The sequence below is a fragment of the Streptomyces sp. NPDC111744 genome (assembly GCF_055634995.1).
Genome location: NZ_JBVKCG010000056.1, coordinates 1 through 12,591 on the forward strand (window position 1 = coordinate 1; position 12,591 = coordinate 12,591).

The 12,591-nt window shown below is 68.5% G+C and carries 13 protein-coding genes and 1 pseudogene; 7 read left to right on the top strand and 7 right to left on the bottom strand.

Going from position 1 to position 12,591, the window contains the following annotated elements; all coding sequences use genetic code 11:
• Positions 1-1,114: 1,114 nt before the first annotated feature.
• From ACZ7OO_RS43530 to ACZ7OO_RS43550, 5 genes and pseudogenes are all read left to right on the top strand, one after another.
• The gene (locus ACZ7OO_RS43530; protein WP_471512930.1) at positions 1,115-1,834 is read left to right on the top strand and encodes a hypothetical protein; all 720 of its coding nucleotides are present in this window, start codon (positions 1,115-1,117) and stop codon (positions 1,832-1,834) included.
• A complete protein-coding gene (locus ACZ7OO_RS43535) occupies positions 1,831-2,277 on the top strand; it encodes a MarR family transcriptional regulator (protein WP_398263130.1) in 447 nt (148 codons plus the stop codon). The genes ACZ7OO_RS43530 and ACZ7OO_RS43535 overlap by 4 nt, the downstream gene beginning before the upstream one ends.
• Before the next feature lie 713 nt (positions 2,278-2,990).
• Positions 2,991-3,518 (top strand): DinB family protein, encoded by a 528-nt coding sequence (locus ACZ7OO_RS43540; protein ID WP_471512931.1) that lies wholly within the window; start codon positions 2,991-2,993, stop codon positions 3,516-3,518.
• Positions 3,519-3,635: 117 nt separating this feature from the next.
• A pseudogene (locus ACZ7OO_RS43545) lies at positions 3,636-4,412 on the top strand (IS5 family transposase); the annotation flags it as partial.
• 168 nt (positions 4,413-4,580) lie between these two features.
• Entirely contained in the window at positions 4,581-5,381 is an 801-nt protein-coding gene (locus ACZ7OO_RS43550; protein ID WP_471512940.1) for an HARBI1 family protein, read from the top strand.
• Between the two features lie 711 nt (positions 5,382-6,092).
• On the opposite strand, the gene ACZ7OO_RS43555 is transcribed toward ACZ7OO_RS43550, so the two are convergent.
• The 6 genes from ACZ7OO_RS43555 to tpg form a co-directional block, all read right to left on the bottom strand.
• Positions 6,093-6,461, bottom strand: a complete 369-nt coding sequence (locus tag ACZ7OO_RS43555; RefSeq protein WP_351898477.1) for a hypothetical protein — start codon at positions 6,459-6,461, stop codon at positions 6,093-6,095.
• 489 nt (positions 6,462-6,950) lie between these two features.
• Positions 6,951-7,466: a hypothetical protein gene (locus ACZ7OO_RS43560; RefSeq protein ID WP_471512932.1), complete on the bottom strand. Its 516-nt coding sequence runs from the start codon at positions 7,464-7,466 to the stop codon at positions 6,951-6,953.
• 18 nt (positions 7,467-7,484) lie between these two features.
• Positions 7,485-7,745: a hypothetical protein gene (locus tag ACZ7OO_RS43565; protein WP_471512933.1), complete on the bottom strand. Its 261-nt coding sequence runs from the start codon at positions 7,743-7,745 to the stop codon at positions 7,485-7,487.
• Positions 7,745-7,978, bottom strand: coding sequence for a hypothetical protein (locus tag ACZ7OO_RS43570; RefSeq protein ID WP_471512934.1), 234 nt, complete (start codon positions 7,976-7,978; stop codon positions 7,745-7,747). Before ACZ7OO_RS43570 ends, ACZ7OO_RS43565 begins: the two co-directional genes overlap by 1 nt.
• A gap of 481 nt (positions 7,979-8,459) precedes the next feature.
• On the bottom strand, positions 8,460-9,452 hold the full coding sequence (locus ACZ7OO_RS43575) for a hypothetical protein (RefSeq protein ID WP_471512935.1): 993 nt from the start codon (positions 9,450-9,452) through the stop codon (positions 8,460-8,462).
• A 104-nt stretch (positions 9,453-9,556) separates the two neighbouring features.
• Positions 9,557-10,147 (bottom strand): telomere-protecting terminal protein Tpg, encoded by a 591-nt coding sequence (tpg, locus tag ACZ7OO_RS43580; protein WP_471512936.1) that lies wholly within the window; start codon positions 10,145-10,147, stop codon positions 9,557-9,559.
• Between the two features lie 181 nt (positions 10,148-10,328).
• Here tpg and ACZ7OO_RS43585 point away from each other — a divergent pair, with 181 nt between their 5' ends.
• Complete coding sequence (locus ACZ7OO_RS43585; protein ID WP_471512937.1) at positions 10,329-10,622, top strand: hypothetical protein; 294 nt, start codon at positions 10,329-10,331, stop codon at positions 10,620-10,622.
• Between the two features lie 198 nt (positions 10,623-10,820).
• Positions 10,821-11,522, top strand: coding sequence for an endonuclease domain-containing protein (locus ACZ7OO_RS43590; protein ID WP_471512938.1), 702 nt, complete (start codon positions 10,821-10,823; stop codon positions 11,520-11,522).
• 215 nt (positions 11,523-11,737) lie between these two features.
• Here the strand turns inward: ACZ7OO_RS43590 and ACZ7OO_RS43595 are convergent, their stop codons facing one another.
• Positions 11,738-12,475 (bottom strand): hypothetical protein, encoded by a 738-nt coding sequence (locus tag ACZ7OO_RS43595; RefSeq protein ID WP_471512939.1) that lies wholly within the window; start codon positions 12,473-12,475, stop codon positions 11,738-11,740.
• Positions 12,476-12,591: the final 116 nt, after the last annotated feature.

Genomic DNA, 12,591 nt, shown 5'->3' on the forward strand with positions numbered 1-12,591 from the left:
CCCGCGGAGCGGGTACCACATCGCTGCGCGATGTGCAAGGGGGGCGGTCGCTGCGCTCCCGCTGCCCGTGCGGAGCACGGGCGGATCCCTCCGCTGCGCTCCAGGATCCGGTGGGGCCGGCCGCTGCGCGGCGCGGCGGGTCGCGCGGTGCGCGCCCCTGGCTGAGGGGGTGTCACGTGCGGCTAGTGGGGCCTCCAATTGGGGAGTTGGGGAGTCCTGCGGACTCCGGGCGGGTCCGCTGCGCTCCCCCGCCTGACGGTCCTTCCGGCTGCGCCTCCAGAACCGTTGGGGCCCGCTGGCGCGGGCCGGGCTGGCTACGAGGGGTGGGGGGCTCGTTCGTGTGGATTCCAGTGTACCGCGTGCATCAGGTTGATACAACATGTACCGTTGGCGGAAACACGGGACACCCCCAACCACCCGGGCGGGGCGCGCTATTTGATGAATGGTCAGCTCGGGTGTTTCTCTCCCCAACTAACGCGAGGAATTACGAATTGGGAAGCTGCGGTCCCTCGCGACAGAACGGTACCTCAGATATCGGAAAGCATGAATTCCGGCGTGCGGAGGTACCGGAGCCGATCGGCTCCCAGGGCCGGGCGGCGGAACCCACCACGGGGGCCGCCCCCGCCTCCTGGTGCTTGTTCGTCACGGTCGGCACCACCCGAGACTCAGAGCCGCTGGTGCCGTCCACGACCCGCGCCGGACTGAGGACCCGCACGCGAAGCCGCCTCAGCCACAGAGCGTCCGGGCGGACGGTGCGGGTGACCTCAGCCACTGATATATGGCGAGATCAAGAAACCGCAGGTCAGAGAGCCGCGAATCTTGAGATACATACCGGGTGAGGGGACATATCGCGGTCGATGTGTCCCGACTGAGGGGGCAGATCGGCCGTCCAATGTCAACCAGAGGCGACATGGATTCCCGCAGCATGTCAACTGGAGGCGACATCGGGCGACAGATGCGTCTCGCATGCGGGCCGTGGGACGCAAGGGGGGAGATCTGTCCCCCCTGGGGGGACACAACTTGCGCGGCATGTCGTGTCGAAGCGACATCCATGTCAAGCGGAGGTGACATACTGCTCCGCGTCGCAGAGATCAACAGCTTGGAGAGCAACCTCGTGTCGACAGAGCCGCAGCGCCGCCGCCCGGGGGCCCGAGGGGCGCCGCAGCCGCAGCCGCAGCCGAAGCTGCCGCTGGCCGACGATCCGGCCGACGCCTGGAATCAACCGCTACGGCCCGTCAAGGACCTGGACGAGGTCGCCCGCGCTTACCCCGGCCGGAAGCTCACGCTGGACAGCGAGCGGAAGCCGCTGGAGTTCTACGGGCCGCCGGACGAGCCGAACGCCTTCTCCATGGACAGCCTGGAGTTCTTCCTCGTCATCGCGCAGTTCTTCCGCGAGGCGCTGCCGTTGCGGCTGATCCTCCTAATGATCGCGTGCCAGAAGGCCGGCGGGCGTATCCCCCTGACCCAGGACGAGATGGCACACGTCCTGGACGTCGCGCGCACCAAGGTGAACGAGGCGCTGCAGGAAGTCATGGGCCACGGGATCGTGTTCCGGGTGAAGCGCGGCGTCTACCAGTTCAACCCGCCGTACTCCTACCGGGTTGCCGAATTCATCCCGGGCACGGAGACCATGGACGCGCAGTACATCCGGGTCGACCAGCACGAGACCATTGCCAAGATCCGGTCGGACGAGAGCCTGCCCGACCTGGTGCGCTTCCCCTCGCTGGAGCGGATGCGCCAGGAGATCGAGCGGCTGCGTGAGGAGCGGGCGAAGATGCGTGCTGAGCGCCGCCGGGAGCGGGTACAGCAGAAGGAGAAGGAGGCCGAACAGTGAGCGGTCTGCATTTCGCCGCGGTGAACGCGGAAGGCATCGTCGCCGACCTGGACCTGCTGCCCGCGGCCTACCGCGTGCTGCTGAAGATGCGCGCCCACAGCGAGCCGGGCGGGCGAATCGAGGTCGACCAGGTCACCCTCGCGCAGATGCTCAGCCTGAGCCGGGCCGCCGTGAACGCGGCGCTCCGCGACCTCGACCTGGCGCAGCTGGTGAAGAAAAAGCGGGCCGGCGTCTACCAGCTCAACCCCATGCTCGCCGCCTACCTCTCCCCCGAGGACGCCATCGCCGCCGTCAAGGCGATGCCGAAGAACGAGCGGCTGAACTCGCCCGGCTTCGTGGAGCACTACCGCACAGCCGTCGCCGCCTACCAAGACCAGCTCGCCGAGAAGCGCCGGCGCCGCGAGGACGCCAAACGCCGACAGAACCTCAAAGCCGTGTCCTGACCCGGCCATCCACTCGATATGACGGCGCCGCACCCCCAGTGCGGCGCCTTCTTCGTGCCCGCCCGTGATCAAGCCGGTAGCACTGGCTAAACCGGGTTGTTTGGGAGCAGCAGAACAACCCGCTAGCGGCTGCACCGGCCCGCTGCAAGAGCAACCGTGCAGCAGTCGAGAGCAGCGCCGGCATGCAGCGAGCAGCAGCGGCCGGTAGCAGGAGGTAAACCGGTTTGTTGCAGCAGAGCAGAACAAACGATGCCGTTGTGCGACGGTCGGCAGTCCCGTTGCAGCACGCGGGCAGGGTCTCGCCGGGCCCGTTGCTACCCGACCAAGGCCGGCCTGCTGCTCGTGCAGCACCCTTGTGCCGCCCGGATCGTGCGATTACCGCGCCACACGTCTCCGAACCGAGCAGCAACCGGCCTTGCCCCCTTCACCACCAGGAGCAGCAGCCGGTTGCACAACGAGTGCTGCACGATGCAGGCCGGGAAGGGTGCAACCCACTTCACATGCAGCACGGCGCAGCGCCGGCCGGACTCACCCGGGTCGCCGACACCCGGCGAGCACGGGGTCGGCGCGGCGCCAACCTTGCACCCCAATAGTGGTTAGACCGACCGGCAATAGGCGCCCGGGAGGCGACGGGGGCAGCAGAACGGCCACGGTCCACGGACCTGCCATTTCGCCTGCTTGAACCCTCCACGACGGCGGTGCAGGGTGGATCTATGACATGGACAGCACCACCGGTCGAGCGCGCCAAGCAGCTAGGCGACCTGGGTACCGTAACTGAGCGTCAGATGTTGGAGGGTTGGCTGAGCTGGCACCGGGAAACGTTGCTGGCCAAGTGTGCCGGGCTTAAGCCGGCCCAATTGGCGCGGACGACCGTGGAGCCGTCGAACCTCACCCTCCTGGGCTTGGTCCGGCACATGGCGGAGGTAGAGCGATGGTGGTTCCGGCGGAGCTTCGCAGGTGAGGTTATCGGCGATGTCTTCACCGGCCCGTCAGATGGCAATGAGGGACTCGACGGAGTTCACGCAGCCGATGCGGAGAGAGACTTCGAATTGTTCCAGACCGAGGTCAAAGCGTGCGACGCGGCGGCGGCCAGGCACGACCTCGACGAGATCTTCATGTCCTCTCGCGGAGTTTCCCTCAGCCTGCGCTGGGTCTACGTGTTGATGATCCAGGAGTACGCCCGCCACAACGGCCACGCCGACTTCCTGCGGGAGCGGACCGATGGGGCAACGGGTGACTGAGTTTCTTCCTCCGACCGGCCCGGCAACATGTGCCCGCGAGATGGGATGAGCATCAGAACGGGCACGGGCCTACGTGATCATGGAGTTCTCTACGCTCAGTGATCACGAAGGACAGCCGTGCCCGCACTGCCATCTTGCCTGCTCGAACCCCTCTGGAACCAGTTCATGGCGCTCCTGCCCGCTCGGGAGGAGTTCGCCGCGGGCCACCCGCTTGGCTGCCACCGCCGCCGTGTCCCCGACCGAACTGTGTTCGAGCACGTGGTGCTCGCTTTGGTCCACGGCTCGGGCTACGAACGGGTCTCCAGCCCCGGATGCTCTGATCGGACCATCCGTCGACGTGTCAAAGAGTGGGCTGAGCAGGGGATATCCGAAGTGGTGCACGTGCTCGCTCTGGAAGCGTACGACCGGATGATCGGCCTGGAACTGTCCGAGATATCCGTGGATGGTTGCATCACCAAGGCCCCATGTGGCGGCCAGAGTGCGGGCCGGTCCCCGGTGGACCGCGGGAAGCAGGGCCTGAAACGCTCGGTCGCCACTGATGCCCGCGGCGTCCCGCTCGGCCTGGTCGCGGCGGGAGCCAACCGCCACGACTCGCCCCTGCTCGGACCGACTCTCCACGCAGCCATGGACCAGGTCGGGCCACTGCCGGACGACGTGAACGTCAACCTCGACCGGGGCTATGACAGCAACACGTCCCGCGCTCTGCTTCGGGAGTTGGGCTTCACCGGTGAGATCGCCCGCAAGGGCGTGCCCGCCCCGATCCAGGCCGGCAAGCGGTGGGTCGTGGAACGAACGCACTCGTGGATGAACAGCTACGGCAAGCTGCGACGCTGCACCGAGAAGAGCAGCACCGTCGTCGAGTTCTACCTCCACCTGGCCGCAGCACTCGTCACTGAGCCTTTCCCGGTAAGCGACCGTCGCTCGCTGTGATCGCGATGCTTCCGCTGCGGCTCGTGCGGTCCCCAAGTCCGGGCAGGCGTAAGGCCCCTGGTAGGAACGATCTTGCGACGGATTGTTCTGACCGAGGGGCCTCACGTGTCGACCAGTGTCACATACACCGCGGTGCTCGACGTGAAGCGGTCCACCGCCGAGCACCTGGTCCGGCTGCTGCGCGACCACCGCATCGCGGTCAGAACCCGCAGGGGCAGGCGTGCGCTGGGCTGTTTCCGGCAGGCAGTGCTCGTCCTGCGCTGGTTCATCGACAACGCCCGCCTTTCCCAACTCGCCCGCGACAACGGCCTGTCGGCCTCAACCGCCTACCGTTACCTCCACGAAGGACTGACCGTTCTGGCGGCCGGGGCACCGGACCTCGCGACTGCGCTGGAACGTGCGAAGGCGGCCGGGCTGACACATCTGAACCTCGACGGCACCGTCATCCGCACAGATCGCGTCGCCGCCCCCGGCCCCAACGGCGCGGACCTCTGGTGGTCCGGAAAACACAAGCACCATGGCGGGAACGTGCAGGTCATCTCGACCCCGGACGGCTGGCCGATCTGGGTCTCACCGGTCCACCCGGGCCGCGAGCACGACACCACCTGCGCCCGCCACCACGGTCTGATCGACGCCCTCAACCGGATCGCCGCCGAGCTGGACATACCGACCCTGGTCGACCTCGGCTACGAGAACGCCGGCGACGGCTTCCGCCACCCGCACAAGAAGCCCGCCGGAGGCGAGCTGACCGAGGCCCAGCAGACGTACAACAAGGTCATCCGCGGCATCCACGGCGTCTGCGAGCGCGCCAACTCCCTGCTCAAGACGACCTACAAAGCCCTGCGCCGGGTCAGCCTCGACCCCAGCCGCATCACGAAGATCGCCGCCGCAGCCCTCGTCCTGCTCCAGCTCGAGTACGACCGCACCATCTGATCAATCACGCAAGGTCATGATCCGTTACTGGCAAAGACTCACTCTCCGCATGCTGATCCGCCACGCCACCATTCACTACCGCTGGGATCAGCGTCCCACCACACGCCGCCTCAAGTGATCCATTTGCCGGTCGGTCTTAGTACAGATAGCGGTTCTCTGCGGGTTGTAGATCCTTCCCCCTGAGAGCAGAGCTCGGTCCGGGAAGACCTGGAGCTGCGGCGAGACGTCGATGGCGGCGAGGCGATCGTGGGGGCGCTCTGCGGCACCTCCGGTCCCTGGCCGCTGTGTGGCGCTGTGAGCGCCTCTGGCGGTCTTGATCGTCACCTTTGACCTTGGAGGGGCTCAGGGCGCGGCAGACGGCAGCACAGGACCGGGGAGGATCATGCGGGCTGAACGCTGGCAGGTTGCAATTGCGGTCACAGGTGGCCCTTGGGGGCTCTGTACGCCGTTGTGAGCGTCTCTGAGGCCCTTGATCGCCCTCGGGAGTCCGGAGGGCTTCAGAACGCCGCAGACGAAGGTTGATCAGTGTCAGTCGCCGGGGTGACCAGCCTGCTCGCGCCAGGTGACGCCCGCCGGTGACGGCGCCGCGGGCGCCCGCCACAGACCGCAGCGGCCAGGTAGAGCACGGCAAGGCCACGGTCACCACACCGATGCCTGGTCCGGTCTGCTGGGCCAGACCAGGCATCGGCGGATATAGGAGGGATAGCTGGGTCACGCCTCTGCGACTTGGAGCAGCCAGCTGACGGGGATGTCGTCCTCCGTGTCGCTCGCGCTCTTCTTGACGCGGCCGATGGCGATCTTCTGCGTACTCGTCGGGAGCTTCGCGCCGTTGTGAACACGGCCGCCTGCCTGCGTGACGTCCAGGTCCACGGCGGCGCTCCAGTTGGAGCCGTCATGCCAGTTCACCTTGATCCGTGCATCCGCCCAGGCGGAGGCGAAGCTGATCCACATGTCGCCCGACCAGCCCGCCTGGTTGGCTGCCGGGACGGCCAGGACGATGCCGTACTTGTAGTGGATGAGCCCGCCGCTCTCGGTGAACGCGAAGCCGGGGGGAATCTCGCCAGTCTGGAAGTTCGCCATCAGCGCTCCTCGTCTGTCGCTGCTCCGGCGCCTCGAGGAAAGGCGCCGTGCCGCAGACCGCGGCGCGGCTCACGCTAGGGGCGCTATCGCGCCCCTTCGCTACCTTCTAGGACAAACCATCAATACGGGGATAGCGGCAGCTTGGCCGGTCTATTAGCCGCGCTCCTGCGCCCTCGGGCGCCCCCTGCTGTGCCCCGCGGAGCGGCTGAAATGGCCGGCCGGGGCGGGCCAGCGGAACGGGCTCACCGGCGCCGCTGTCGTTACAGGCGAGGGTGGGGAGATGCTCGGTTCCCCGCTGCGAGCTCTGCTCTCAGGGGGAAGGAAGAACAACCCGCAGGTAGGTACTACAGGTACCTACCTGCATTGGGGTGCAACAGCCGTCCTCGGGCCGGGCCCGGTGGGAGCCGGTGGCGCAGCACCGGCCACGAACCGGAGGCGGCAGCCGGCTGATGGGTGCAAAGCCGGACCGGACGTGCGGCGCGGCCGCGGCTACAGGCGCTGGGCAAGGGTCTCGCAGTAGGCCAGGGGAACGGTCGCCTGGTACAGGTCGCCCTCAGCTGCGTTCCGGCAGGCCATCCCGAGCATCATCGCGAGGCTGTGCAGCGTCTCGTCTCCCTCGGCGGAGTCGTCGCCCAGGCGGGCGCGCAGTACGCGGTCGGCCTGGTCCAGGACCTCAGGCCAGTCACCGGCGTGTGCCTTCGGATCCACCCCGGTCAGGGGCGTCAGCCACAGGTCGGCGTGTGACTGGAGCAGCTGCTCGGCCGACCGGTAGTCCAGGACGGATCCGCAGGACAGGCGCAGCCCGTCGGTGTCGGAGGCGGTGCCCGGCCACTCGGGCAGTGCCTCGGAGTGGGCGGGGCACAGGAGTGCGAGCCAGGCCGGCGGCTCCCCCGGCGCGGCGGCGGGGCCCTGCCGGAACGTGGTCGCCGTGGCGGTGCAGTCGAGGACCTGGCGGAGTCCGGTGAGCTGTCGGCCGGCGGTGAGCTGCGTGATGTCGGACGGCACCTTGGGCTCCTTCGGCGGCTAGACCTCGATGTAGGCGACGACCACGACGGTGCGCAAAGCCGTGACCCAGTACAGCAGGCGTACGCGCTCGACTTCGTCGGTGTACTGGCGCAGCTGGGGGCCGGCGGAGTCTCCGGGCAGCGCCTCGCCGACGTCGGGGTCGACGGAGACGACGACCAGGGCGCGGTCCAGGGCGTGGATCTCCGCCTCGCTGGTGATCTGCTCCAACTGCTTGGCGGCGGAGTCGGAGAAGGCGATCCGGGCGCGGCGCGGGGTCATCAGGCGACGGCCGGGCGCTGCGAGGCGAGCCGGGCGAGGTGGGCCTCGCGCAGCTCCTCCCACGGCGTGCAGTCCTCCACCGACGGCAGGCCGTTGGTGGCGATGTCCTCCAGGACGGCGGCGAGCTGGTCGGCGTTCTCACGGGTCTTCGCCGCGTACGCGCGGACCGCGTCGGCGGCCGCGGGCTCCAACTGCTGCCGGGCGTGGTCGGCGGTGGCCGGCTGTTCGCTCATCGAGGGCTCCAGGAGGGCGGAACTGGCGTCTGCTCCAACGGTATCGGCCACCCCGGGCCGTAGGGACCACTCCGGACGAACCGGCCTCGTACAAGGGTGCGGACCCAGGCCCCAGGTCGACCCAGCTCCCGGCCCGCTCCGTGGCCACCAGGGAGAACACCGGACCCAGGACCCAGGTCCAGGTACCTGGGTCCTGATGACACAGATCAGCTGAACAGTGACACAGATGAGCATGTCCACCTGGGCAAACAGGGGGCCGATGACACAGATCGGCGGACTGTTCAGCGGGGCGAGGGGGCCGGGGCCGGTTGCGGACCGTAGTCGGCGCGGGATCAGCGTCACGTTGATCGGCGGGTGGCCCGAATCTGGGGTACAGGCCCGTGATTCCGGGCCCGATCGCCAGCGTGACACCCCGGCGTGACAAGTGGATCGGGGTGCGTGACACCGGTGAGCGTGACAGCGTGACAGTCACCCTCGGTGATCACAGGCGTCCCCGTTCCACGGCTCCCTCCCAGGCTCCCAGGTCACCTCCCAGGAACGCGTCTGCCTGGGGAAACAGCCCTTCCACCTCCCAGACATCACAGGCGTTCCGGGGTATTTCCGGCCCCAGCCTCCCAGGTCCCTCACAGGTCTGCCTCCCAGACGCTGGAGGTCTGGGAGACAGCGGAGCGTGAGTGCCGACGCGTGCCGGAGTGGGCCGTGCGATTACTGCGCTACGACCGGGCGCGGGAGAGGAACACAGCGAGGTCACCTGTGGCTTCGGGATCGGTGGTGGCGAGCCGGGCCGCGAACGCCAGCTGGTCGACGCCGACGCCGGGACCAGGCGGGCGAGTTGGGCGAGCAGCGCGGCGTGCGCGAGGACCTGCGGGGTGAGAAGGCCGGCGGCGGCCTCGCGGGCGGCCGGGTCGCGGTAGTGCCCGAGGTGCGCGGCGAGGGCATGGGCGAGCCACGCGTCGACGTCGGCCTGGACGTTCCCGCCCGCCCGCCGGGTGAGTTCGTCGCGTACGGCGTCATCCCCGTCGCGGGGCTCGGTCAGCTCCAGCGTGCCGAGCTCGCGCAGCGCCTGGAGCTCATCGGCGCGGGCCGTGATCCGCGCGGCCTCGTGGAGCTCGGCTTCCCGGGCGGCGGCGGCCGCGGCGTCGGCGGCGAGCTCGGCCTGGACGACGTCGTCGGCGTCGGGGTCGTAGACGGTGCCCGGCGCCGCGTCGGCGAGCAGCTGCGCGATGCGCTCCCACTCCGCGAGTTCCGCGGGGCCGCGGACGTCGTCCGCCAGGTCCTCGTGCCTGGAGTCCTGCCGGGCGTCGAACCGTGCGTCCTCGAGGGCCGCCGCGACGGCGCCGGCGTCCATCCCTTTCGCCCGGCGCCGGACGACGCGGCGGCCGATGCGGGCGGGGTCGACCGGCTCCCGGGGCGCGGCGACGCGCGGGGCGAGCGGGCGGCGCGCAGTGCGCCGGGGCGGCCAGGGCGTGGTCATCATCGGCCTCGTATTTGTGGTGCGGATTCGGAGCGGGCCGCCGCCAGAGCGCTGTACGACGGCCCGCCGAATATGGTTTATAGCAGGCCCTGAATTCGACCGTGTCAGAACTGAAAATCTATGGACTGGACGTGCGTGAAATCCGCGCGCAGGCCATCGGCCCGGGTGCCCCATTCCGTGAAATACGACTCGGTGATGGCCTCCGCGACGACCGAATGCAGATCTTCCTCCGTCGCTCCTGTCTCCTGGAGCTCCAGGATCTGCTTCGCGTAGGTGGGCGAGATCGGGGTGGTGATGGTGCGGATGCGTCCGTCGTCCGAGCTGCCCGAGCACGTGAATCCGAAGTACGCCGTCACCTCCACCATCATCCCGCTGGACGTGGAAGCCTGTTCGCGCGCACGTGCCCTGACCTGCGGTTGCCACTCGGACTCGGTCGCCTCCACCAGGGCGGCCTGGAGCCGCTTCTGTGGCTTCTTCAGCTTCCCGGCGCGGTAGCGCTCGATCGTGCGAGTCGAGGTGCCCACACGCTCCGCCAGGGTCTTAGCTGACGCCTTCATCCGCTTGAGGAGGAATTTCACCTGTGCATTCGCGGACTTTGGCGCGGGCCGGGTGAAGACCTTCCGCTCCGCCTGGACGAGGGCCTCCAAGACCTTCCCCCGGCGCGGGACCGGCTGCTGCTGCTCGTCATCGTTCATACCTCCAAGGACCATGGATCGCCTGTGGACAGATTCCGGGCTGCCGCGCACAGGTCGCTCGCTGCCGACCGGCAACGACGCGCAGTGCGGGGGGCGTTGTCAGTGGCGGCTGCCACCATCCGGCCATGCCCATCAGCCGGGAGTACGCACGCACTTCGCGGACCTGACGCAGAACGCCCGGGTGCCGCTCGATCCTGACGAGCTCCTCTATATGCCTCGCCTGCGGCAGCACGGTCACGTCTTCTTCGGCGACATAGCGGTGCGCTGCTACAAGCACAAGGCTCGCTGGACGTACGACGAACGCATCCGGGCCGCCGGCCGTGCGTTCGCGGACATGGAGATGGACCTGGACGACGTCGTCGACGTCCAGCTGCCCGCCTACCGCGACATCCCGGAGCGCGATCCAGAGGAATGGCACCGCCCCAACTGGCGGCGTCAACTGGTGTCGTGGATGTTCGCCCGGGCCCAAACCTAGCTGCTTGAGCAGGGCCGCCAGTACGACGCGTGGGGCTCCTGGCGGAACATCGGCGCGAACGGACTTCCCGGCGAGCTGACGTGGGAGGAGTTCGTCGCGTCCAGCAGCAGGGCCCGGCACCTGCAGAACATCGCCGGCACCCGGCCCCTCCAGCTCCTGACGTGGTCCGGGGAGGCCTGGCTCCTGCCACGGGCGTACGTGGACCTCCTGGACCGCTGGGAGCGGCGGCAGGACGAACTGGTGGCGCGGGCCCGGCTGTGCTCCTCCTGCGGCGAGCAGGGCCCGTACTGGGGCGGCTGGCGGACTCCGACGACGTCCGGGTACATCACCCGGTGCCCGCCCTGCTCCGGCGCGGCCTTCCAGCCGTACACCGGCCACCTGCGCGGTGTGCAGTACGAGACAATCCGCCGGCGCGGCACGAGGGCTGACGACTACCTGTGTCGGCTGTGCAAGGCAAGCCAGGCGTCCGTGTGGGATCACTGCCACGAGCACGGCCACGTCCGAGGACCGCTCTGCGGCAGCTGCAACACCCGCGAGGGCACCGCCAGGCCGTACTACTTCCTCCAGCTCGAAGGCGGCGCACTGCACCTCCTGGAGTGCCGCGGCTGCCTGGAACAGCGGACCCTGCCGCGCCGCTTCCACCTGGACGTGGTCCGCGCGCACTTGGAGGAGAACGAGCGGCACGGACGTTGTGGCAAGCAGCCGCACGTCCACGAGGCGGAGAGCACGCACGGTGTCCACCGCTTTCGGCTGCAGTGCAGCGGCTGGCACGCGACCGGCAACTGGACGAAGGACATCACGGCGTCCGAGGTGGCCACGCTCGTGCAGGCCTTCGTCGACGCGGTCCTCGCCGCGCTGGAAGGTCGACCTTCTCCCGGCGACGCCACGGAGGCGGGGTGACCGGCATACGGCAGTGTCGTTGAACGCGGCATCGCGTGCAAGCACATCGGACCCCCCCGCGGATACGCGAGAGAGCCCGGACCTTCTCGGTCCGGTGTGAGCAGTCCTCAGGAGGGCCTTGGCCTGGTAAGTCCTCGATGACGCTGCGGCTTCGGCCAGGCCGGGCACTGATGCCAGGGACAGGGACAGTCCGAGTATCTTTTGCCGGTACGACGCTATTCGGCGGGGCGTGCCTCGTGCGCGAGCTTGGGGGTGGCGTGCTCAGCTTGCACGGCGGACCGGTCGGGGATGGTCGGCGCGACCCGGCGGAAGTCCAGGTCGTCGAATTCTCCTATTGCGTCGGCGAGTTGGTCGCCGACGATGTCGCGCAGCACCTTGATGGCCGTCACCAAGAGGTATCTGTGTTCAGGGGTGAACAGATGGTCGAAGGCGGCCTCGGTGTATGCGTGGTCGCCGCAGCGTGCGTCGAAGCAAGCCAGTTCGGCGGTCTGGACGAGGTCCCGCGCGATCGCGGGGTTGGCTCGCAGCTTGGTGACCAGGTCGATGTAGCGGTCAAGCCACTCGGGTGGTTCGGCGACAATGGATTTGAGGCTGGCGACGGCGATGTCCTGCCGGGTGGCGCCGACTCTGGTGTAGCTGTCGTGGATGCGCCGGACTTGGTGTTGGACGAGTTCGTCTGCCTGGCTGAGGATTGCCAGGATTTGGCTGTTGTCGGGATCGCCGAGAGTGACTGCGCGGGCGACCCGTTCCTTTAGGTCGCTGGCGGGTACGACGTCCAGGCAGGAGGCGTCGCGGATTGCGGCCAGCAGCAGCGCGATCAGGGCGTGGCTGGCCAGGATCTGTGAGGTCGGATTCGGGACGATGCCCTGGCGTGTGGCGGAGTTCAGCGCGACCAGCGCGTTAAGACATTCGGGCGAGTCGGCCAGCAGGCTATCGGCACGCAGAAACGCCACCAGTCCACCGGGGATGCCTAGCTAGTGCCGCATCAGGCAACGTTCGCCCTGCTGCGACGTCTCAGTTGGTGCTGTATCGCCGATGGGCTATGCCGTCCACGGTCAGACGTCAGTTC